General features: G+C 68.8%; 19 protein-coding genes. 9 read left to right on the forward strand and 10 right to left on the reverse strand.

Going from position 1 to position 23,120, the window contains the following annotated elements; translation table 11 throughout:
- Positions 1–186: 186 nt before the first annotated feature.
- The 6 genes from BG90_RS18385 to BG90_RS37395 all read left to right on the forward strand — a co-directional run bounded on the left by BG90_RS18385 (position 187) and on the right by BG90_RS37395 (position 9,002).
- Positions 187–1,479, forward strand: coding sequence for an MFS transporter (locus tag BG90_RS18385; protein ID WP_010117964.1), 1,293 nt, complete (start codon positions 187–189; stop codon positions 1,477–1,479).
- Between the two features lie 379 nt (positions 1,480–1,858).
- Complete coding sequence (locus tag BG90_RS18390) at positions 1,859–3,379, forward strand: MFS transporter (protein ID WP_045568341.1); 1,521 nt, start codon at positions 1,859–1,861, stop codon at positions 3,377–3,379.
- 431 nt (positions 3,380–3,810) lie between these two features.
- Positions 3,811–5,277, forward strand: coding sequence for a carbohydrate porin (locus tag BG90_RS18395; RefSeq protein WP_010121796.1), 1,467 nt, complete (start codon positions 3,811–3,813; stop codon positions 5,275–5,277).
- A 78-nt stretch (positions 5,278–5,355) separates the two neighbouring features.
- Entirely contained in the window at positions 5,356–6,501 is a 1,146-nt protein-coding gene (locus BG90_RS18400; RefSeq protein WP_025990496.1) for a hypothetical protein, read from the forward strand.
- Positions 6,502–6,509: 8 nt separating this feature from the next.
- The gene (efeB, locus tag BG90_RS18405; RefSeq protein WP_045568342.1) at positions 6,510–7,832 is read left to right on the forward strand and encodes an iron uptake transporter deferrochelatase/peroxidase subunit; all 1,323 of its coding nucleotides are present in this window, start codon (positions 6,510–6,512) and stop codon (positions 7,830–7,832) included.
- A 306-nt stretch (positions 7,833–8,138) separates the two neighbouring features.
- Positions 8,139–9,002 (forward strand): hypothetical protein, encoded by an 864-nt coding sequence (locus BG90_RS37395; RefSeq protein ID WP_232239097.1) that lies wholly within the window; start codon positions 8,139–8,141, stop codon positions 9,000–9,002.
- 291 nt (positions 9,003–9,293) lie between these two features.
- On the opposite strand, the gene BG90_RS18415 is transcribed toward BG90_RS37395, so the two are convergent.
- The 6 genes from BG90_RS18415 to BG90_RS18440 form a co-directional block, all read right to left on the reverse strand.
- Positions 9,294–9,731: a DoxX family protein gene (locus tag BG90_RS18415; protein WP_010107891.1), complete on the reverse strand. Its 438-nt coding sequence runs from the start codon at positions 9,729–9,731 to the stop codon at positions 9,294–9,296.
- 255 nt (positions 9,732–9,986) lie between these two features.
- Positions 9,987–11,705 carry a lactate permease LctP family transporter gene (locus BG90_RS18420; RefSeq protein ID WP_010117961.1) on the reverse strand — a complete coding sequence of 573 codons (1,719 nt, stop codon included), beginning with the start codon at positions 11,703–11,705 and terminating at the stop codon, positions 9,987–9,989.
- Between the two features lie 215 nt (positions 11,706–11,920).
- Positions 11,921–12,064, reverse strand: a complete 144-nt coding sequence (locus BG90_RS18425; protein ID WP_235363852.1) for a hypothetical protein — start codon at positions 12,062–12,064, stop codon at positions 11,921–11,923.
- A gap of 72 nt (positions 12,065–12,136) precedes the next feature.
- Positions 12,137–12,862, reverse strand: a complete 726-nt coding sequence (locus BG90_RS18430) for a LutC/YkgG family protein (RefSeq protein ID WP_010107787.1) — start codon at positions 12,860–12,862, stop codon at positions 12,137–12,139.
- Positions 12,859–14,304: a LutB/LldF family L-lactate oxidation iron-sulfur protein gene (locus BG90_RS18435; RefSeq protein WP_010117960.1), complete on the reverse strand. Its 1,446-nt coding sequence runs from the start codon at positions 14,302–14,304 to the stop codon at positions 12,859–12,861. The genes BG90_RS18430 and BG90_RS18435 overlap by 4 nt, the downstream gene beginning before the upstream one ends.
- On the reverse strand, positions 14,301–15,107 hold the full coding sequence (locus BG90_RS18440; protein ID WP_010117959.1) for a (Fe-S)-binding protein: 807 nt from the start codon (positions 15,105–15,107) through the stop codon (positions 14,301–14,303). Before BG90_RS18440 ends, BG90_RS18435 begins: the two co-directional genes overlap by 4 nt.
- Before the next feature lie 355 nt (positions 15,108–15,462).
- Here BG90_RS18440 and BG90_RS18445 point away from each other — a divergent pair, with 355 nt between their 5' ends.
- From BG90_RS18445 to BG90_RS18455, 3 genes are all read left to right on the forward strand, one after another.
- Positions 15,463–16,182 (forward strand): FadR/GntR family transcriptional regulator, encoded by a 720-nt coding sequence (locus BG90_RS18445; RefSeq protein ID WP_010107781.1) that lies wholly within the window; start codon positions 15,463–15,465, stop codon positions 16,180–16,182.
- A gap of 65 nt (positions 16,183–16,247) precedes the next feature.
- Positions 16,248–16,817, forward strand: a complete 570-nt coding sequence (locus BG90_RS18450; protein ID WP_010117957.1) for a hypothetical protein — start codon at positions 16,248–16,250, stop codon at positions 16,815–16,817.
- Between the two features lie 241 nt (positions 16,818–17,058).
- Positions 17,059–17,799 (forward strand): hypothetical protein, encoded by a 741-nt coding sequence (locus BG90_RS18455; protein WP_025990129.1) that lies wholly within the window; start codon positions 17,059–17,061, stop codon positions 17,797–17,799.
- A 46-nt stretch (positions 17,800–17,845) separates the two neighbouring features.
- On the opposite strand, the gene BG90_RS18460 is transcribed toward BG90_RS18455, so the two are convergent.
- The 4 genes from BG90_RS18460 to BG90_RS18480 form a co-directional block, all read right to left on the reverse strand.
- Complete coding sequence (locus BG90_RS18460; RefSeq protein WP_010117956.1) at positions 17,846–19,048, reverse strand: acyl-CoA dehydrogenase family protein; 1,203 nt, start codon at positions 19,046–19,048, stop codon at positions 17,846–17,848.
- 826 nt (positions 19,049–19,874) lie between these two features.
- Complete coding sequence (locus BG90_RS18470) at positions 19,875–20,531, reverse strand: methionine ABC transporter permease (protein WP_010107774.1); 657 nt, start codon at positions 20,529–20,531, stop codon at positions 19,875–19,877.
- A complete protein-coding gene (locus tag BG90_RS18475) occupies positions 20,524–21,705 on the reverse strand; it encodes a methionine ABC transporter ATP-binding protein (protein WP_010117954.1) in 1,182 nt (393 codons plus the stop codon). Before BG90_RS18475 ends, BG90_RS18470 begins: the two co-directional genes overlap by 8 nt.
- A gap of 20 nt (positions 21,706–21,725) precedes the next feature.
- Positions 21,726–23,120, reverse strand: coding sequence for an LLM class flavin-dependent oxidoreductase (locus tag BG90_RS18480; RefSeq protein WP_010117953.1), 1,395 nt, complete (start codon positions 23,118–23,120; stop codon positions 21,726–21,728).

Consider the following 23,120-nt stretch of genomic DNA (forward strand, 5'->3'; position numbering starts at 1 on the left):
TTCCGCCGTCCTGTAGAATCGCCGGCATTGCGTCACGTTCGTCCCCGCGCGGCCCGTATCCGGCCGCCGCGCGGTTCGTGTCCCGTGCGCCATCCCGCGCGTTGCACCGTCTGTCCGACGACGAGGCCCGCCGCCCGGCCCCGATCCGCGCGGTGCACAACCATTCGAACCAAGATCGCCCCGACCATGCCCGCATCCGAATTGAGCGCCGTTTCGAGCGCCGCGCCACGCGCCCTCACGGGCCGCGACTACAAGACCCTGAGCCTCGCTGCGTTGGGCGGCGCGCTGGAGTTCTACGACTTCATCATCTTCGTGTTCTTCGCGCCCGCGATCGGCCAGTTGTTCTTTCCGCACGACATTCCCGACTGGCTGCGCCAGTTGCAGACGTTCGGCATCTTCGCGGCCGGCTATCTCGCGCGGCCGCTCGGCGGCATCGTGATGGCGCACTTCGGCGATCTCGTCGGCCGCAAGCGGATGTTCACGCTGAGCGTGCTGCTGATGTCGGTGCCGACGCTCCTGATGGGCCTGCTGCCCACCTACGACAGCATCGGCCTGCTCGCGCCGATCGCGCTCCTGCTGTTTCGCGTGCTGCAAGGCGCGGCGGTCGGCGGCGAAGTGCCGGGCGCATGGGTGTTCGTGTCCGAGCACGTGCCGTCGCAGCGCATCGGCTATGCGTGCGGCACGCTGACGGCGGGCCTCACCGCGGGCATCCTGCTCGGCTCGCTCGTCGCGACGGCCGTCAACAGCCGCTTCTCGACCGCCGAAGTCGGCGCGTTCGCGTGGCGCATTCCGTTCCTGCTCGGCGGCGTGTTCGGCCTCTTCTCCGTCTATCTGCGCCGCTGGCTGCACGAGACGCCCGTGTTCGCCGAGATGAAGGCGCGCAAGACGCTCGCGGCCGAGATTCCGCTGAAGGCGGTGATCCGCGACCACGGCCGCGCGGTGATCGTGTCGATGCTGCTCACGTGGATGCTGTCGGCGGCGATCGTCGTCGTGATCCTGATGACGCCGACGCTGTTGCAAAAGCAATTCCACATCGCGCCCGCGACCGCGCTGTTCGCGAACAGCATCGCGACGCTGTGCCTGACGGCCGGCTGCATCACCGCCGGCTCGCTCGCCGACCGCTTCGGCGCGAAGGCGGTGCTGTCGATCGGCGGCATCGTGCTCGCCGCGTGCTACTACGCGATGCTCACGCAGCTCGCGGCCGACGCGACGCGCCTCGTGCCGCTCTACGCGCTCGCGGGCTTCGTCGTCGGCACGATCGGCGCGGTGCCGTTCGTGCTGGTCAGGAGCTTCCCGGCCGTCGTGCGCTTCTCGGGAATCTCGTTCTCGTACAACGTCGCGTATGCGGTGTTCGGCGGACTCACGCCGGTGATCGTGTCGCTGATGATGAAGTCGAATCCGCTCGCGCCCGCGCTGTACGTCGCGGCGATCTGCGTGCTCGGCGCGGTCGCGGCGATGTTTGCGAAGGACGCCGAATAACGCGTGTTCATACGGGCGGCGGCGGGCCGCCCGTACGCGTCCGAGCCGGCGGAAACCGCGATCGCGCGCGCCGGCGGACACACCGGCGCGGTCGGCATCCCCCCGGGCGGCGACACGGTGCACGGCGACGCCGCGACGCCGCGACATCCCGCCTCGCGCATCGCGCTTTCCGCTTTTCCGCGTCCCGCCTTCCGCCTTCGCCTTCCATCCCGCATTACGCCGCCCGATTTCCGCCGCCCGGTTTCCGCCGCTCGCCTCCGTCCCCGCCGCGAGCCACCGCGAACGCCGCCCGAACGGGCTCGGCTCGCCGCCCGCGCCGCATTCGACATTTCAGACGAGTCCGCAACGTCGCCGCGCCGCCCGGCACTACGATCCTTGCATGGACACGCACACTCCCCACCCCGCCCTTTCCCGCGCCGCGCTCGTGCGCATCGTCTCGACCGTGAGCGCCGGCTTCGTCATCACCCAGCTCGACGTCACGATCGTCAACGTCGCGCTCGCGCGCATCGGCATCGATCTGCGCACGGGCGTCGCGGGCCTGCAATGGATCGTCGATGCGTACACGCTCGCGCTCGCCGGGCTGATGCTGTCGGCCGGCGCGCTCGGCGACCGCTTCGGCGCACGCCGGCTGTTCGCGGCCGGGCTCGCGCTGTTCGCGGTCGCGTCGTTCGTCTGCGGCATCGCCGCGAACGCGACGACGCTGATCGCCGCACGCGCGCTGCAAGGATTCGCGGCCGCCGCGATGCTGCCGAACTCGCTCGCGCTCCTCAATCGCGCATGCGCGCACGATCCGCGGCTGCGGGCGCGCGCGGTCGGCTGGTGGACCGCGTCGGGCGCGATCTCGATCGCGGCGGGCCCGGTGATCGGCGGCGTGCTGATCGCGCAATTCGGCTGGCGCAGCATCTTCTTCGTCAATCTGCCGCTGTGCGCCGCGGGGCTCGCTGCGACGTTGCGATGGATCGACAAGGATGAAACGAGCGCGGCGGCTTCCGGCAAGGGCGCCGCCAGCGCCTCTCGCTTCGCCGATTCGACGGCGAATACGGAGGCATCCCGTCCGATCGCCGCCGTCCGCGCCGCCGACATTCGCCCGCGCGGCATCGATCTCCCCGGTCAATGCCTCGCGGCCGTCGCGCTGACGCTCTTCACCGGCGCGGTGATCGACTGGCATCCGACGCTCGTCGCCGTCGCGCTCGCGGCCGCCGCCGCGTTCGTGTTCGTCGAATCGCGCAGCGCGCATCCGATGATGCCGCTCGCGCTGTTCAAGCAGCGCACGTTCAGCGTCGCCGTGCTGTTCGGCGTCTGCATGAATCTGTCGTACTACGGCATCATCTTCGTGCTGAGCCTGTATTTGCAGCGCGTGCGGCACGACACGCCGCTCGAGGCGGGGCTCGCGTTCCTGCCGCTCACGGGCGGCTTCCTGCTGTCGAACGTCGCGAGCGGCTGGGCGACCGCGCATTACGGCGCGCGCCGGCCGATGATCGTCGGCGCGCTGATCGGCGCGACCGGGTTCGCGCTGCTCAGCATGACGCGCGCCGATACGCCGGTCGCCGCGCTCGTCGTGCCGTTCCTGCTGATTCCCGGCGGCATGGGGCTCGCCGTGCCCGCGATGACGACGACCGTGCTCGCGTCGGTCGAGCGTGCGCGCGCCGCGACTGCGTCGGCCGTGCTGAACACCGCGCGGCAGGCGGGCGGCGCGATCGGCGTCGCCGGATTCGGCGCGCTCGCGAGCGGCGCGCTGCCGGCGCAGATCGTTTCGGGCCTGCGTGCGTCGGCGCTCGTATCGGCGGCGCTCTTCGTCGCCGCAGCGGCGATCGCGACCGCGGTGCGCGGCGTGCCGCATCGCGCGTCGTCCGCCGCGCGCACGAAGCACGCGAATCCCGCAGGCGCGGACGCGCGCTGACGCGGCCACACAATCCGAGGCCGGCCCGGTCGGCTCTGCCGCGTTTGTGTCCGATGTCGCCGGATCAGCGCCGGATCAGCGCCGGATCAGCCCGGATCGCCGCCGCATCGCTCGAGGCCGAAGCGCGGCGTCTCTCGACGCCCTCGATCCCGCCGCGCTTTCCGCTCGCGCGACGTTTGCCGCGCGACATCAACACGACAATTACATTACGAAGAACATTGCATTTTCCCTTCTGCCAAGAGACCTCGGCACGCCGTTCGTAACCCTCACCATTACGAACGGTAATCTATACGAGAATCATTCTCATTTATATTGACTTTCGATTCCGGCGTGCCTACGATGCGCCCGCATCGCGCCATTCGTGCGCTTCCACGAACGATCGCAGCAAGCATTGCGCAACGACGATCGCACGACAAAGGGAAGGGACATCAATGCAATTCTCGCCGCTCTTCGGACGCCCCGTTCGCCACCTTCAACGCCGCGCGGTCCGGCACGCGGCATTCGCCTGCGCGTGGCTCTTCAGTTCGGCCGCCTTCGCCGAAGCGTCGCCCGGCGCGCCGCCCGCGGCGCCCGAGGCCGACCTGTCGATCCGCGCGCAGCCCGTGACGCAATGGACAGGCGTGTGGACGCGCCAAAACCTGCTCGGCGACATCGGCGGCCTGCGTCCGTGGCTCGGCAAATACGGCGCCACGCTCGGCCTCGCCGAAACGAGCGAATACCTCGTGAACCTGCGCGGCGGCTTGAAGCGCGGCGGCACCTACGACGGCCTCACGACCGCGACGCTCACCGTCGACACGCAAAAGGCGTTCGGCCTGCCGGGCGGCACGTTCAACGCGAGCGCACTGCAGATTCACGGCCGCAACCTGAGCCAGTACAACCTCGGCACGCTGAACACCGCGAGCGGCATCGAGGCGCAGGACACGACGCGCCTCTGGGAGCTGTGGTATCAGCAGTCGTTCCTCGATCAGCGCGTCGACGTGAAGATCGGCCAGCAGAGCCTCGATCAGGAATTCATGGTCAGCCAGTACGCCGCGACGTTCATCAACACGATGTTCGGCTGGCCCGCGCTGCCGTCGTACGACCTGCCGAACGGCGGGCCGGCGTACCCGCTCGCCGCGCTCGGCGTGCGCGTGCGCGGCAAGATCACGCCGTCGCTGACGGCGCTCGCGGGCGTGTTCGACGGCGACCCGCTCGGCAACCATCCGAACGACCTGAGCGGCACCAGCTTCAACCTGCACAACGGCACGCTCTTCATCGGCGAGCTGCAATACGCGCTCAACCAGCCGGCCGACGGCCAGATGGACACGGGGCCGTCGAACGCGCTGCCCGGCACGTACAAGATCGGCGTCTGGTATCACAACGGACGCTTCGCCGATCAGCAGATCGACAGCGCCGGCCTGTCGCTCGCGGACCCGGCATCGAGCGGCGTCGCACGCGCGCATCACGGCGATTACAGCTTCTACGCGGTCGCCGACCAGATGGTGTGGCGGCCGGACCCGACGGGCGCGAAGAGTCTCGGCGTGTTCGCGCGCGTGATGGCCGCGCCGGGCGACCGCAACCTCGTGAGCGTCGCGGCGAACGCAGGCGTCGTGCTGAAAGCGCCGTTCGAAGGCCGCGACAACGACAGCGTCGGTCTCGCCGTCACCTACATCGAGGTCGGCTCGCACGCGCGCGCGCTCGACGCGAACTTCGCGAGCTTCACGGGCGGCCCGTACGGCGTGCGCACGAGCGAAACGGCGCTCGAGGCGACCTACCAGTACCAGGTCACGCCGTGGTGGCAATTGCAGGCGGACGCGCAATACACGTTCCACGCGGGCGCGGGCCAGAACCCGAGCGATCCGGCGCAGCCGCTGCGCAACACGTTCGTCGTCGGCCTGCGCACGAACATCTCGTTCTGAGCGCCGCATCCGCGGCACGGTTTTCGTCAGTTCATGCGACGGCGCGCAACGCCGCCGCCCCCGCAAGGAGATCCACCGATGCTTTCGTCCCCATCCTCGCCGCGCGTGCGCCGCGCCGCGCGCGCATTCGCCGCCGCGCTGGCCGCGCTGGCCGCGGCCGCCGCCGCGCGCGCGGAGCCGCAAGGCTTTCTCGAAACGCTGCATCGCCACGCGACGCTCGTCAACACGGTGCCCGACAACGGCGACCAGAACCCGTACGCGATCGCCGTCGCGCCGGTGTCGTCGGGCGCGGTGCATCAAGGCGACGTGCTCGTCGACAACTTCAACAACTCGGCGAACCTGCAAGGCACCGGCAGCACGATCGTCGACTATCGCCCGTCGACGAAGCGGATGAGCGTGTTCGCCGCGATCCCGCGCGACCTGAAGGCGTGCCCGGGCGGCGTCGGCCTGTCGACCGCGATGACGATGCTGAAATCCGGCTGGGTGATCGTCGGCAGCACGCCGAGCAACGACGGCACGACCGGCACGAAGGGCGCGGGCTGCCTGATCGTGCTCGACAGCGAAGGCAAGGTCGCGTCGACGATCTCGAGTCCGAACATCAACGATCCGTGGGGCAACGTGGCGGTCGTCGACGACGGCGATCGCGCGACGCTCTTCGTCAGCAACGCGGGCTTCGGCGTCGGCGGCGCGAACGGCGATCCGCCCGTGTTCAAGCAGGCCACCGTGCTGCGGCTCGATCTCGAGATTCCGGCCGGCAAGCCGCCCGTCGTGAAGCAAGAGACGGTCGTCGCGAGCGGCCTCGGCGCGCAGGCCGACAAGGGCGTGTTCCTGGTCGGCCCGACGGGCCTCGCGCTGTCGGGCGACCGCAGCAAGCTGTACGTGTCGGATGCGATCGGCAACCGGATCGTCGAGATCGACGATCCGCTCACGCGCGACACGAGCGCGGGCGTCGGCCGCCAGGTGACGGCGGACGGCTTCCTGCGCCGCCCGCTCGCGCTCGCGACCGCGCCGAACGGCCATCTGCTCGTCACCAACGCGCTCAACGGGCAGGTCGTCGAAGTCGATCCGGCGACGGGCAAGCAGCTCTACGCGCGCTGGATCGACACCGACAAGGCGCAATCGCCGCCCGGCAACGGCGACCTGTTCGGCATCGCGATGACGCCGGAAGGCGACGGCTTCTATTACGTCGAGGACGACGTGAACACCCTGATGCTCGCGAAGTGAGCGCTCCGATGACAGACGATCTCCATTCTCCTTCACGCCTCGCGCGGCGGCGCGGCTTCCTGAAAGCCGGCGGCGCGGCGATGGCGGCGGGCCTCGCGGCCGCCGCCGTACCCGCCGTACCCGCCGTACCCGCCGCGGCCAACGCGGCGCAGGCCGCGCCCGCCGGCGCGGCGCCGCACGATGCCGTCGAGCCGTTCTACGGCCCGCACCAGGGCGGCATCGTGACGCCGCAGCAGAGCCACGCGTATTTCGCGGCGTTCGACCTGACGGCCGCGACGCGCGCCGATCTGATCGCGCTCTTGAAGACCTGGACCGAAGCGGCCGCACGCCTTGCCCGCGGCGAAACCGCCCAGCCGCTCGCCGCCGAGGGAGCCGGCGACGACAAGCCGCCCGTCGATTCGGGCGATGCGCTCGGCCTCGGCGCGGCGGGCCTCACGATCACATTCGGCTTCGGGCCGGGCATGTTCGTGCTGAACGGCAGGGATCGCTACGGCCTCGCGCACCGCCGCCCGGCCGCGCTCGTCGATCTGCCGCGCTTCAACGGCGACCAGTTGCTGCCCGAGAAGACGGGCGGCGACCTTTTCATCCAGGCGTGCGCGAACGACGCGCAAATCGCGTTCCACGCGGTGCGCCAGCTCGCGCGCCTCGGCGCGCATGCCGCAAGCATCCGCTGGGGCCAGGCGGGCTTCATCTCGGGCAAGCCCGGCGAAACGCCGCGCAACCTGATGGGCTTCAAGGACGGCACGCAGAACCCGCCGCGCGACGATCCGGCCGCGATGAAGCAGTTCGTCTGGGCGGGCGACGAAGGCCCGGCATGGATGAAGGATGGCACGTACACGGTCGTGCGCCGCATCCGCATCACGCTCGAGCACTGGGACGGCACGGAGCTCGGCTTCCAGGAGCAGGTGGTCGGCCGCCACAAGTACAGCGGCGCGCCGCTCGGCAAGCGCAGCGAATCCGATCCGCTCGATCTCGACGCCATCGACGCCGACGGCAATCCGGTGATTCCGGACAACGCGCACGCGCGGCTCGCGTCCGCGCAAGCGAACAACGGCGCGCAGATCCTGCGCCGCGCGTACTCGTACAACGACAGCACGAACTTCTACATCGAGCGCTGGCCGCCGTGGCGCCAGCAGACCGAGTACGACGCGGGGCTGATGTTCGTCGCGCACCAGCGCGATCCGCGCACGGGCTTCATTCCGATCAACGAAAAGCTCGCGAAGCTCGACATCATGAACCAGTTCACGACGCACGTCGGCAGCGCGATCTTCGCGTGCCCGCCGGGTGCGCGAACAGGTTCGTACATCGGCGCCGCGCTGTTCGAAGCCTGAACGCCGACGCCCCGACCAATCCGGATCACCGAAAGACACACACCGACATGAACAACGCTTGCATCCGCCACGGCCTGCGCCGCCATGCGTCGACGACGGCCATCGCCGCCGCACTAGCCAGCCGATCCTGTCTCCTCGAATAGCGTCGTCGGCAAGAATCAGCGCAATTTTGACGTCTTCGCTTGTCGATACAGGACTTCGCGTGTGCGGATCGAAGACGAGCCGGTCGCTGCATATACTCGGATGGAGCATTCGCGAGATTCATTTCTGGGATTCCATTGCCCCGTTCATCAGGATACGTCGTCCATGCTGCCTCAAAAAATTTCATCGCTCCAGCCAAGCATCTCAACCACGGGATCGGAAGTCTCTTTGGTCGAAACGCAGCAAATCGAGCACCAGCCTCACCCCGTATCTCAACCAACGGCGGCCTCCTTGGATAAGCTCCAGAGCATGCGGCGGAAACCCCCGCGAAGGCTGCAGGTCGGATTGACGCTCGATATTGCCAAGATGCGCCAGAAAGAAGCCGAAAGCTTGGACAGGCTCAGACATGTGTCGAACGGTAGCACTCATTTTCATGGCTCGCGCTCAGGCAGCCTCATTACTTTCCATCCCTCAACGAATGCCGAAATACGTGGCTCGTTGCTACCCATGGGCACGCTGCTCGCACACAAGGCCGCCGTCTATTCCGGGGAGCGCGGCTACTCTCTTGAGGACAACGCATTCAACGTCCACCACCTCTCGGTCGTGGGGGAGGAAAATTTCGATCAGGCCGTCCGATATGCAACAGATACACGCTACGCATCGAGCTCGCCAATTCGATCACGACCGCCCGTCAGCATATCGTTCGGTGCCCGGGGGTCCTCCGACAAAGCCAAGCAACTGAACGAAGCGGCCGCGGCGAAACTCGACGAACTCGGTGCCGACTCCATGATGACGCACTTCGTGAACGCGAATTTCCCTCTCATTTACGGATTACAACCCAGCCGTGACGAGGTCGTGGGTGTTTCGTCGTCCGTTCCGGGAGAGTGCGGCATCAGGGGCGGTTGCGATTGCAGCCAAATTTCGGTTGTCTTCGTTCCTGACGAGGAAGTGCCGTCGGTAAAAGCATATCTTGGGGAATGCGGATTCCAGATATCGGTGGAATCCCTCTCGTCCGTCAAGACCGGGTAAATCCGTCGCCGGCCGCCTGGCGCGCTCGAACGCCAGAAGCATCTCCTAACCAAACGAGAGGCTAGGAGTTCGAGCATACGACGGCGGCCCCCCGCCGCTTCGTCGGCCGTTCGCGAGCGCCGAGCAGCTGTCGCCGCGACGGGTCGGTCGAGAACGGCCGCCGATCGACGGTCGTAGGCGACGACGTAGATTCCCCGTCAGAGCCTTATCTGATGAGACGCAGGGCGCTGCTCAAAGCCCGATGCCAAACCTCGACGCCCGACTCTCGTGCTCGGCATTCGCCGGGCGGACTCAGCGCAGCGATCCGTATGAAGACGACGACCGCCGCGCGCCGTCGATGCTCGCGCCGCCCGCGCCCGTCACATGCAGCAGCAGGAAGCCGCCCGCGATCGCGACGTTCTTCCAGAAATGCACGACCATGTCGCGCTGCAAAGCCGAATTGGTCGCATCCCAGAAATTGTGGCCGATGAGCGCGGCGGCGAGCGTGTAGAACGCGAGCACGAGCGCGAGCGGCTTCACCTTGTACCCGACGACGAGCAGCAGGCCGCCGAGCGCTTCGAGCGCGACGATCGCGGGCGCCGCGACCTGCGTGAACGGCACGCCGAGCCCCTTCAGATAACCGACGAACTCGCCGTAGCCCAGAAGCTTCATCGCGCCGCCCCAGAGGAACAGCACGGCAAGCAGGAGCCGTGCGAAAAAAATGACGCCGGAATCGACGGAACGCGTCATGCGTGACCTCCTGATGATGAATCGACGCAGCCGCGCCGGGCGCGGCTATCTCGTAAATCCGCCAGAATAGGAGGTCTCGTCCGTCGTTCCAAGCAAAAGGTTGTAGCAAATCTTTACACGGCAGTTCGTACGAAACGGCGCAAAACAGGGCCGCAGCGCGGGCGCGCCCGCCTCGCGTTTGCGCGGGCGGCAACGAGCCAGTCCGCGCTGTCACGAACGGCGGCGAGCGCATCGGCGCGCTCGCCGCCGACGCGTTCAGTGCACGACCATCCCCGTCAGCCAGTACGCCTGCACGCAGGTCATCACGCCGACGATCAACGCGAAGAACAGGCTGTGCCGGAGCGTGAAGCGGAACAGGTCCGCTTCGTGTCCGACGAGACCGACGGCCGCGCAAGCGACCGCGATCGACTGCGGCGAAATCATCTTGCCCGCGACGCCGCCCGTCGTGTTCGCCGCGACGAGCAGCGTGCTCGGCACGCCGATCTGCTGCGCGGTCGTCGCCTGCAGCGAGCAGAACAGCGCGTTCGACGACGTATCGGAGCCCGTCAGGAACACGCCGATCCAGCCGAGCAACGGCGAGAAGAACGGGAACGCGGCGCCCGTGCCCGCGAGCAGCAGCGCGAGCGTCGTCGACATCCCCGAAAAATTCTCGACGAACGCGAACGCGAGCACGAGACCGATCGACAGCACCGGACGCTTCAGGTCCTTCAGCGTCTCGACAAACGTGCGCAGCCCGGTGCGCGCCGGAACGTTCAGGATTGCCATCGATACGATCGCCGACAGCAGGATCGCGGTGCCCGTCGCCGCGAGCAGATCCCAGTTGAACACGGCGGGCACGGGCGTCGGATGCGCGACGACGGGCGCCATCTTCTGCGTGAGCTTGTCGAGATGCGGAACGTGGAACTGCAGCGTCGTGAACGCGAGCGCGCCGCCCTTCGCGAACAGCGCCTTGAACGGCTTCATGCTCCAGATCGTCACCATCACGGTCAGCACGACGAACGGCGACCACGCGCGCGCGATCTGCGCGAGCGAGTACGGCGAAGGCTGCCGGCCGCCCATCGTGCGCGCGCCGCCCAGGCCGCCCGGCATGCCGCCCAACGCGAGCGTGCCGCCGCCCGCCGCGGCGACCATGCTCGCGCCCGCGGCCTCGCGCGCGCGCTTCGGCTGCCACACCTTCAGGAACGACGCGAGCGCGACGAGGCTCGCGAGCGCCGACGTCACGTCGGGCAGCTCGGGCCCGATGTAGTTCGACGTGAAGAACTGCACGAGCGAGAAGCTGCCGCCCGCGACGAGCGCGGCGGGCCACGTTTCGCGCACGCCCTTCACGCCGTCCATCACGAACACGAGCCAGAACGGCAGGAAGAACGACAGGAACGGCAACTGGCGCCCCGCCATCGCGCCGACCGCCATCGGATCGAGGCCCGATACCTGCCCCGCGACGATCACCGGAATCCCGAGCGCGCCGAACGCGACGGGCGCGGTGTCCGCGATCAGGCAGAGGCCCGCCGCGTAGAGCGGATTGAAGCCGAGGCCGACGAGCAGCGCGGCCGTGATCGCGACCGGCGCGCCGAAGCCCGCCGCGCCTTCGAGGAACGCGCCGAACGAAAAGCCGATCAGCAGCATCTGCAAGCGCTGATCGTCGGTCAGCGACACGATCGAGCTGCGGATGACGTCGAACTGGCCGCTCTTCACGACGATCTTGTAGAGGAACACCGCGGTGACGATGATCCATGCGATCGGCCAAAGGCCGTACGCGAAGCCGTAAGCCGCCGATGCGAACGCGCGCTCGGCGGGCATCCCGTAGACGGCAATCGCGATGACGAGCGAAAGCGCGAGCGTCAGCGCGCCCGCGACGTGTCCCTTGAGCCGCAGCACGGCGAGCGACACGAAGAAAAGAATGATCGGCGCGCCGGCTGCGAGCGCCGACCAGCCGACGCCGCCGAGCGGCAGATAGACCTGGTTCCAAACCTGCACGGGTGTCTCCTTCCATGAATGAATCTGAATCGGGCGACGGCCTCGCGGCCGTTCGAATCGATGCGCCGGTCGGTGCCGGCGCTTTGATTTCGGTGCGATGCGCGGAGTTGGCGCGCGTCGCCTGCTTCTGGGTGTCGGGGGGATTCAACGTCGCTGGATCGCCGGGTTGCTGCATCCGGCTTTCCGCTTCGCATCGCTTTTCATGCTTCGATGCCTCACTGCGCCGCATTCGAGATATCGCGGCGGCACCGTGCGGCGATCAGCATGCCGTACGTCTTTGCATGATCGCGTCGTGCTTCGGCCAACATTGCGACGAGCATGGCGATGATCGGCCCGCGATGCGATGCGATGCGCGACACGACGCGGCGCCATCCATCGAGCACGCCGCGTTCGAACGCAGCGCGCACCGGACGCCCCACCCGCGCCGGCTTTCACGCGTCGTCGCAAATCAGCACGAGAACCCGCTGCGGCCCGTGCACGCCGACCTGAACGGTCTGCTCGACGTCGGCGGTGCGCGACGGCCCCGTGATCACGTTGACCGCGCGCGGCAACGCCGGGACCGACGCGCGCACGCGCACCCATGCGTCCTCCATCGTCGCGACGATCGCACTGCGATTCACGAGCACGACGTGCGTCGCGGCGACGAAGTTGAGCGACGTCGGCGTCGCCGTCGACGACAGGCACATGACGCTGCCCGTCTCCGCGATCGCCGCGAACGACGGCGTCACGCTGACGAGCCCGTCGCGCCGCAGGTCGACGCCGGGCAGCGCGCCGTGCGTGCGCCACGGCAGCGCCTCGAGCGCCGCCGCGACGACGAGCGGCGCACCGGCCAGGCCCACGTCGCGCAGATAGGCATCGACGGCTGCGGGCGCGCCGGCGGCCGTCGCGATACGCGTGCACGTCGCCGACACCTGCTGCGCCTTCGCGACGAAGCGCGCGACGAGATCGACGTCGCCGAGCGAAATCGCCGAGCCCCGCGCGGCGGAAGACGCGGTGGAAAGCGAGGCGTCCGGGGCGAACGCGGCATTCGCATTCGGCGCCGCGGACGCACCCGCGCCCTTCGCTTGCGCCGGCGCCGGAAACTGCGCGGCAAGCTGCGCGCGCTCGCTGCCGAGCGCCGCGCGGATACGGCCGAGAATGTCGTCGCGCGCGCTCATCGACGCACCTCCGGTTGGTTCGTGCGCGTCGCGTCCCACGTCTCGAAGAACGTGCGCGGCGGCGGTTTCGGCAATTCGCGCGAATCGGTCCAGCCGGAGGCGAACGGTACGCTCGCGATGCTGCCGCGCTTGCCGCCGAGGCCGCGCAGCACGCGCGCGCCGACGCGCGTCAGCCAGTGATACAGTGCCGGCCGCCGCGCGACCGCGCCGAACGCGCGCAGCAGGAAGCGCGTGCCGGGCGCGGTGAGCCGCGCGTCGAACTGCATCCCGCGCAGCTTCTTGAGCAGCGTCGGCAGCGGAATCTTCACCGGACACACTGCCGCGCAGCGCCCGTTCAGCGTGCACGCGTTCGGCAGATCGGTGTCGTGTTCGATGCCTTGCAGGAGCGGCGTGAGGACGGCGCCCATCGGCCCCGGATAGACCCAGCCGTATGCATGCCCGCCGACCGCGCCGTACACCGGGCAATGGTTCATGCACGCGCCGCATCTGATGCAGCGGAGCATGTCGCGGAACTCGCCCGCGAGCATCCGCGTGCGGCCGTTGTCGACGAGCACGACGTGATACTCGCGCGGCCCGTCGAGATCGTCGCCGCGCTTCGGGCCCGTGCTGAACGTCGTGTACGACGTGATCTCCTGCCCCGTCGCGCTGCGGCCGAGCAGGCGCACGAACAGCGCGACATCGTCGAGCGTCGGCACGACGCGTTCGATGCCCGCCGTCACGATGTGCACGCGCGACAGCGTCGACGTGAGATCGCCGTTGCCTTCGTTCGTGCAGATCACGTTCGAGCCCGTCTCGGCGACGAGATAGTTCGCGCCCGTGATGCCGACGTCGGCGACGAAGAACTTGTCGCGCAGCACCTTGCGCGCCTCGCCGACGACATCCGCGACGGTCTCGCGCGGGCCGTCGTATTGCGCGGCCGAGTGATGCTCGGCGAACAGTTCGGTAACCTGACCGATCGTCTTGTGCAGCGCCGGGAACACGATGTGGCTCGGCCCTTCGTGCGCGAGCTGCACGATGTATTCGCCGAGATCGGTTTCGACGACCTCCATCCCCGCGCCCTCGAGCGCGGCGGGCAGCCCGATCTCCTCGCCGACCATCGACTTGCCGCGCGTGATGGTCTTCGCGTTCGCGTCGCGGCAGATCTTCAGCACGATCTCGCGCGCGCCGGCCGCGTCGTTCGCCCAGTGGACGACACCGCCCGCGCGCGTGACGGCCGCTTCATAGCGTTCGAGATATGTGTCGAGATTCGCGAGCACGTGGTCCTTCACCGCCTTCGCGCGCTCGCGCAGCAGTTCGAACTCCGGCAGCAGCGACACGACGCGCCGCCGCTTCTCGATCCAGCCTTCGCCGAGCATCCCGAGCGCTTCCTGGAGCTGCGCATCGTGCAGCGCGGCGCTCGCGCGCGCCTTGAACGTCGTCGTCGCGGAAGGTTGCGCGCTCATTCGCCCTCCCCGCAGATCGGCTCGACATTCATCCCGGTCAGCACTTCGGCGACGTGATAGACGCGCACCGGGCTCCCTTCGCGCTTCAGCCGTCCGCCGATGTTCATCAGACAGCCGAGGTCGCCGCCCGCGAGCACGGTCGCGCCGCTCGCGGCGACGTTCGCGGTCTTGTCGGAAACGATCTTCGTCGAGATCTCCGGATACTTCACGCAAAACGTGCCGCCGAAGCCGCAGCAGACTTCGGCATCCTTCATTTCCTTCAGCGCGACGCCCTCGACGCGCGACAGCAGCACGCGCGGCTGCGCCTTGATGCCGAGGCCGCGCAGGCCCGAGCAGGTATCGTGATAGGTCAGCGTGCAGTCCGGCACCGCGACGTGCTCGGGGCCCGCCCAGCCGAGCACGTCGGTCAGGAAGCTCGTCAGCTCGTGCGCGCGCGCGGCGAGCCGCTCGGCGCGCGGCTTCCAGGCGGGATCGTTCGCGAGCAGGTCCGGGTAGTCGTGGCGCAGCGTGCGGATGCACGAGCCGGACGGCGCGACGACGTAGTCGTAGCCTTCGAACACGTCGATCATGCGGCGCGCGATGCGGCGCACGTCGTCGAAATCGCCGCTGTTCAGCGCCGGCTGGCCGCAGCAGGTCTGCGCGCGCGGCGCGTCGACCGTGCAGCCGGCCGCCTCGAGCAATTGCACGGCGGCGAGCGCGGCGCTCGGCCGAAAGAGATTCGCGAGGCACGTGACGAACAGTCCGACACGCGGCGTCTCGCGGGCGCCGCCGGACGAGCCGGCGGTCTGCGGGGATTGGTCCATGTGTTTCATCCCGGCCGCTCGTCGCGGCCGTTTCTTCGCTTCAACGGATCGCCGCGCGATCGCGCGCGGCTGGCTTCGATGACCTATACTTGGTCATGTTGGTCTGACCACGCTGGCCAAGATAGTGAGATGGCGACCGGCTGTCAATGTCGCGGCCATCAGGGAAAACGCCGATCCGAATGTTGCCGATCGCGCCGAAACCCGCGCCGGCATTGCCTCGGACGGCCGTCGGCGCCCCGGCGGGTATAATTCCGCGCGGCCGCCGAACGCCCCGGCGCAGGTCGGCCGACGCGCGGCGAGCGCCCGGCCGCAAGGGCCGGCGCCCGCGCACCCCAACCGTCCAGAAGGCCCGTGCATGACGTTTCAGCCTGTCGAGTCCTATACCCGCGTGCGCCTGTCCGACGTGGTGTCCGACCAGATCAAGTCGCTCATCTCGGCCGGCAAGCTGCTGCCCGGCCAGAAGCTGCCGACCGAACGCGAGCTCGCCGCGCAGCTGAACGTGTCGCGCCCGTCGCTGCGCGAGGCGCTCGTGCGGCTCGAAGCGGACGGCTTCATCGGCTCGGTCGGGCGCGGCGGCTTCGTCGTCGCGGACATCACGGCGCCCGTCGTGTCGAACCCGCTCGCCGATCTGCTGCTGCAGGACCCCGAAGCGAGCCACGACGTGCTCGAGCTGCGGCACGGCCTCGAGACGATCTCGACCGCCTATGCGGCCGAGCGCGCGACGCCCGGCGATCTCGCGAAGATCAAGAACGCGTTCGACTCGCTCGCGGGCCTGTCGCTGAAGCACGAGCCCGGCCGGCTCGCCGAGGTCGATGCGAACTTCCACCTCGCGATCGCCGACGCGACGCACAACGTCGCGCTGATCCACGTGATGCACGGCATCCACGGGCTGCTGCAGGAATCGATGCACAAGTCGCACCGGCTCGTGAACCATGCGGACATGATGGAGCGCGCGCTCCTCGAGCAGCACACCGAAATCTACGAAGCGATCGCCGCGAAGGATCCCGAACGCGCGCGCGCCGCGGCCGAGCGGCATCTGCAGTACGTGCGGACGCTGTACGAACGGGCTGCGTGACGCGTTCGTCACGCCGCGGTCGCCGTCGTCGATGCTAAATTGGGATTTTTCGACGAGGAGCGCGCATGCCGACGCCGGACCATCCGTGGAATTCGCTGGAGATCGTCAAGCTCGCCGCCGACGTCCTCACACCGCTTTCCGTCGCCGCGTTCGGCTGGCTCCTCAGTCATCGGCTCAAGCAGCTCGAACTCGTCCAGTGGACGAACCAGAAGCTGATCGAAAAGCGGCTCGCCGTCTATGACGCGGTCGCGCCGCTCCTCAACCGCCTGCTGTGCTTCTACACGTGGGTCGGCCCGTGGAAGGACATCTCGCCCGACGACGTGATCCGCACGAAACGCGAGCTCGACCGGACGATCCACATCTATCGTCACCTGTTCGACGACGACGTCTATCGCGCCTATCAGGCGTACCTCGACGCGCTGTTCGACACGCATTCCGGCGCCGGGCAGGACGCGCGGATCAAGTCGACGATCGCGAGCCCCGACGGCGACCGCATCGGTCACTGCACCTATCATTGGGATCCAGCCTGGTCGGCGCGCTTCTCGAGCGCGAACGTCGCGTCGCGGGACGAAGTGAGGGCGCGCTATCAACGCATCATGGACGGGCTGCGCGTGTCGCTGGGCGTTGCGCGATGACAGCCGCGGCAGCGCGCGACGCCCAGCCGTCGAGCCGTCGGGCCATCCGGCCGCCGCGACATCTGCCGAGACAAGAACCGCAAAACGTCACGGACTGCACATCAACGTGTCACACGCCGCGTGTCTGATTCGGGATATCGATCTTGGTTGACTTCGTTGATCTCACGGCCCGCACGTGGCGCCGGCGCATGCGCGCCGCGCCGTCCGGGACCGGACCGGCACCGACATGAAAGCACGGCCGATGCTCGAATACGCGCTGCACCCGGTGGAGGATCGACTGATCCACGTCGACGAACTCTGTCGTGCGGAACCCGTCCCGCGCGGGTGGGCGCGCTGCCCGCTCTGTCTGGAAGCGCTCTACGTCGTGCAGTTGCGCGACCGCTCGCACGCGCGCCGCTTCGTCCATCTGGCGGGCGAATTCGCGCGCTGCCCGCTCGTCAACGACGCGCTGCCGAACCCGCTCGCCGTCCATGTCGGCCCGCCGCTCGACGAGCACGGCCGGCGGCAGCGCGCAACCTTCTTCCGCCAATGGCAGCGGCATCTGCACACGATCCGGCAGACGGCGTCCGCGTTCGGGATCGCGCGCTTCATGCGCGTGATCGAGCATGCGGACGTGCTGAAGCTATGGGCATGGCCGACGCTCGCGCAACGCGACATCCCGTACATCCTGCTCGTGCTGACCGAGTTCATCGCCGCGCCGCGCGGCGAGAAGCAGGCTGCGTGGTCGCGCTTCTGGTTCGATGCGTCGGTGCAGCAGGTCGACGATCTGCGCAAGCCGCGCGGCATGCTGCCGCGACTGTTCCGGCTGCGCTACCGATTGCCCAGGATGTCTAAATTTCCGAATGCGCGGCATCTGATCGACTGCCAGCCGGTTCAGATGGACGACGCCGGCTCGAGCGACGCGGCGATCGGCACGCCGCGCGCCGACATCGCCGCATTCGAGACGTTCGCCGCGCGCTTCGCGAGGCAGCCGATCGAATGAACAGGAAGATCACGCGGCTCGCGAACCTGCGATGCGCGCGGCCGCGTCACGTATAGAGCGACGCTTCGGGCAGCACGCCCGTCAGTGCATAGCGGCCGACGTCGCGCAGCCGGTAGTCGAGCGGATCGTGCAGCGTGTGCGTGCGCGCATTGCGCCAGAAGCGGTCGAGCGCGAGCGGCGCGGCCGTCGCACGCGCGCCGCAGGCGTCGAACAGCGCCTCGCTGACGTCGAGCGCCGCGCGCTGCGCGACGATCTTCGCCTCCGACACCGCGAGCGCGACGTCCGCGCGCGCATCGGCCGTCAGCGCTTCCTTCTTCGCCCATGCGGCCTGCAGCGCCCGCGCCGCGCGATCCGCGAGCGCCTCGGCGCTCACCGCCTGCACGCGCATGTCGCCGAAGCGCTGCAGCGTGTACGGATCGTCGGCCGCGCGGTCGACGCCCGAATGCACCCACGGCCGCCCCGCCCGCTGCACGTAGTCGCGCGCCTCGGCGAGCGCGCCTTCCGCGATGCCGACGAAGAGGTTCGTCAGCACGAGCTGGGACACGAGCGTGCGCAGCGTCTCGCGCGGCGTCGGCGGCGTTTCCGAGCAATGCAGCACCTCGTCGGGCTCGACGCGCACGCCGTCGAACGACACGCTGCCGCTGTCGGTCTGCCGCTGGCCGATCGGATCCCAGTCGTCGCGCACCACGATGCCTTCGCGCTCCGTCGGCACGACGGCGAACACCGGCTTGCCCGTGTCCGGATCGTGCGCGGATATCGTCATCCGCTGCGAGCCGCGCGTGCCCGAGCAGAAGCCCTTGACGCCGTCGAGCCGGTAGCCGCCGTCGCCCGTCGCGTGCGCGACGAGCCGCGCGTCGAGCGGGTTCACCGCGTTGCCCCACCACCAGTCGTGCTCGACCGTGCCGCGCAGATAGCGCTCGCGCTGCGCGGCGCTGCCCCACACGTCGACGCTGACGATCTGCAAGCATTGAAAACCGAGCAGGTGCGCGAGCGCGCTGTCGACGCGCGCGAGCGCGCGGATCGTGTGATAGATCACGGGCCAGCCGGCCTCCTGGCCGCCGAATTCGCGCGGCACCGCGAGCGTCAGCAGGCCGGCGTCGGCGATCCACCGCTTCTCGCGCGCCGCGTGGCCGCCCGCTCGATCGCGCTCGGGCGCGCTCGCGCGCAGCGCCGCGATCAGCTCGGCGAGCGTGCGCGGCTCTCGGTCCGCTTCGGCAGTCTGTTCAAACAGGACTCGTGGATCGTTCATACGGAGGCTTCCCAGGTGGCGGGCTTGTCGGTCGACGCGACGGCGGGCCGCGATGTCACGCGACCGCACGCGCCGCGCCGCCGGTTGTTATCGAGCGCCCGATTAGCGGTGTGGTGTGCGTCGAATACTAGCGCCGGGCACCTGTAATCAATGTACAAATATGTATCGGAACATGGTCGCGTCACACAACCGCGCCGACGTGCATCGAAATGTGCGGCGCGCGGCCGCGTGGAGGATCGGCGCCGCTTTGCCAGCATGCGCGTCGACGAGCGACAAGGATTGCTTACGTTTCTTACGAAAGCCCTTCTGTCCGGACATTCGCTCGTCGCGGCAACGCGGTTGCCAGCGCGACGTTCATGCATTGCGCGCCGCAGAGCCTTCGAGCTTTCCCGGCCGGCTCGAACCGCACCGTGCTGCGAACCGACTGCGATCGTCATCGTCTCGTTGTCGCCGTCTCGACGCGGCCGCCGCATCGCTTCCCGAAAACCGCCATCGTCACGCGCCCTCATGTCAGTTCCATGTGCGCAGGCTCGCACGGCGCATGTCGTGCGCGTCGCGATCCCAATCCATGTGCCAGCCGCGGCGCTCGCCATCCGCGCGCCGCGTCGGCGCGCCTTGAACGACGCGGGCGGCGCGCACGCTCCGAATCGCTCCGCAGGCGTAACGGTGAGCTTCTTCGGGAGCCGACGCAACGCCCGCCAAGCGGACGCGATGTCCGGCCCGCGCTCGCGCGAGGCCCGCCGCCGCGTCCTGCGCGCCGTCTCGCGCATCTGTTCGCGCCATCCGTTCTTCGGCATCGTGCGAGCCCTTCGTTCGCCGATCGCGTTCACGCGCGCTTCGTCAGCCGCCGCACGATGCGATCGCCGGTGAATTGCACGATGGTGACGAGCGCGATCAGGATCACGATCACCGTCGTCATCACGGTCGTGTCGAAGCGCTGATAGCCGTAGCGGATCGCGAGATCGCCGAGCCCGCCCGCGCCGACCGCGCCCGCCATCGCGGTCGAGCCGATCAGCGCGACGACCGTGATCGTGAAGCCGCCGACGATCCCGGGCAGCGCTTCCGGCAGCAGCACGTGCCAGACGATGTGACGCCGTTCGGCCCCCATCGCCTGCGCGGCCTCGACGAGCCCTTTGTCGACTTCGCGCAGGCTCACCTCGGCGATGCGAGCGAAGAACGGAATCGCGGCGATCGACAGCGGCACGATCGCGGCCCACACGCCGATCGTCGTGCCGATCAGGAGGCGCGTGAACGGCAGCAGCGCGACGAGCAGGATGATGAACGGCGTCGAGCGGAATGCGTTGACGAGCGCGCCGAGCGCCGCGTTCAGGCCGCGCCGTTCGTAGATGCCGCCCGGCGCGGTCGTGACGAGCACGAGTGCGAGCGGCACGCCGACGAGCGCCGCGACGCATGCGGATGCGGCGACCATCCGGATCGTGTCGCGGATCGCGTCCGCGAGTTCGGGAAACCACAGTTCAGACATAGCCGAGCACCTCCACGCGATTCGCATGCCGGCGCGCGGCGGCGAGCGCGGCTGCGATCCGTTCCGGGCCGGCCGCACCGCGCGCGGCAAGCGACGCGGCGATCACGAGCCGCCCCTGCGCGCGCCCCTGAATCCGGTCGAGCCCGCCGTGCACGAAACGCACCGCGTCGCCCGCATCGAGCGCAAGCGCGCGCGTCAGCGCGCCGAGATCCGGCTCGCCGTCGTCCGCGCCGGTGTAGCGAACGTCGAGCAGCAACTGCGCGCCGCGCGGCAGCGGCGTGCCGCCGTCGAGCGGCCGCAAGCGCGCCGCGAGATCGGCCGGCAAGTCATGGACGAGCGTGCGCAACAGCGCGCGCGTCGCGCCGTGCCGCGGATCGCCGAATACGCGCCACACGGGCCCCGTCTCGACGATCTCGCCATGCTCGACGACGGCCACCGTGTCGCACACCGCGCGGATCACTTCCATTTCGTGCGTAATCAGCACGATCGTGAGGCCGAGCCGGCGATTGATGTCGGCAAGCAGCGCGAGAATCGACTGCGTCGTCTCCGGATCGAGCGCGGACGTCGCTTCGTCGCACAGCAGCAAATCCGGATCGTGGACGAGCGCGCGCGCGATCCCGACGCGCTGCTTCTGCCCGCCCGACAGGCTCGCCGGATACGCATCGCGCTTCGCGGCGAGACCGACGAGATCGAGCAGCGCGTCGACCTTGCGCGCACGCTCGGCCTTCGGCACGCCGGCGATCTTCAGCGGCAATCCGATGTTGTCTGCGACCGTCTTCGCGGACAGCAAATTGAAATGCTGGAACACCATGCCGATCCGGCGACGCAGCGCGACGAGTCCGCGCGCGTCGAGCGCGCCGACGTCGACGCCGTTCACGCGCACCGCACCCGACGACGGCCGTTCGAGCCCGTTGACGAGCCGCAGCAGCGTCGACTTGCCTGCGCCGCTGCGGCCGATCACGCCGAACACGCCGCCTCGCGCGACGTCGAGCGTCACGTCGCGCAGCGCGGCCGACGGGCCGCGCGGACCGTTGAACACCTTGCTCGCGTGCTCGAACGACACGGCCGCGCCGGCCGCGGATGCAGTCGCCGCGTCGCGCACGGCCGCGCCGGCTTCCCGCCGGGCAGCCGTCGAGCGTTCGATGAAACCCAGGGAATCGAGTAGTTGCGCCATCGGATCGCCTCGTCGCCTTCTCACGCCTGCTCGGCTTCGCGCACGCGGCCGAACCGGTGCCGCGCGCCCGCATGCCAGTCGGGCAGCCGCCCGCTTCCGCCGAAGAGCTTCGCGCGCAGCGTCGGCGCGCAATCGTAGTCCTCCTTATAAAGTCCGCGATTCTGCAATTCCGGCACGACCCAGTCGACGAAATCCTCGAACGACTCGGGCATCACCGTGCGCGTGACGTTGAAGCCGTCGACGCCCGTTTCGTCGATCCACGCCGCAAGCTCGTCCGCGACTTGCGACGGCGAGCCGACGACCGGGTGATAGCGCCCGCCGATCGACATCTGCTCGAGCATGCGCCGCACGGTCCACGCGCCCGACGTGCTTTTCTTCGAGATCGCGTCGACGGCCGACTGGATCGAATCGGTCTTCACGTGCGCGATCGGCTCGTCAAGGCCGAAGCGCGCGAAATCGATGCCGGTCGAGCTCGCGAAATGCGCGAGCCCCGCTTCCGGATTCGCGTAGCGCCGGTACTCGTCGAACTTCTCGCGCGCGAGCCGCTCGCTCTCGGCCGTCACGACCGTGATGCCCGCGAAGATCTTGATCGACTCCGGATCGCGGCCGATCCGCGCGGCGGCCGCGCGAATGTCCGTCACCGCCGAGCGCGCGGCGGCCTTGCTCTGCCCGTTCACGAACACGCACTCGGCGTGCTGCGCGGCGAACTCGACGCCGCGCGCCGACGATCCGGCCTGATAGAGCACCGGCGTGCGCTGCGGCGACGGCTCGCTCAGATGGACCGCGTCGACCGAGTAATACGGCCCGTCGTGGCGCACGCGCCGCACCTTGTCCGGCTGCGCGAACACGCGCGCGTCGCGGTCGCGGAGCACCGCGTCGTCGTCCCAGCTCCGCTCCCACAGCTTGTAGACGACATCCATGTAGTCGTCCGCACGTGCGTAGCGATCGTCGTGCCCGATCTGCTTCGCGAGGCCCATGCCGCGCGCGGCGCTGTCGAGATAGCCGGTGACGATGTTCCAGCCGACGCGCCCTTTCGTCAGATGATCGAGCGTCGACATTCGCCGCGCGAACAGATACGGCGGCTCGTACGTGAGATTCGCGGTCACGCCGAAGCCGAGGTGCCGCGTCACCTGCGCCATTGCCGGCACGAGCAGCAGCGGATCGTTGACGGGCACCTGCACCGCTTCGCGCAGCGCGACGTCGGGGCTGCCGCCATAGACGTCGTAGACGCCGACGATGTCGGCGAGAAAGATCCCGTCGAACTTGCCGCGCTCGAGCGTGCGCGCGAGATCGGCCCAGTAGTCGAGATCGGTGTAATGTGCGGAGCGGTCGCGCGGATGCGTCCACAAGCCGTGGTTGATGTGGCCGACGCAATTCATGTTGAACGCGTTCAGCAGGATCTTCTTGTTCGCCAT

Origin of the sequence: Burkholderia oklahomensis C6786 (assembly GCF_000959365.1) — a bacterium.
GTDB lineage: Bacteria > Pseudomonadota > Gammaproteobacteria > Burkholderiales > Burkholderiaceae > Burkholderia > Burkholderia oklahomensis.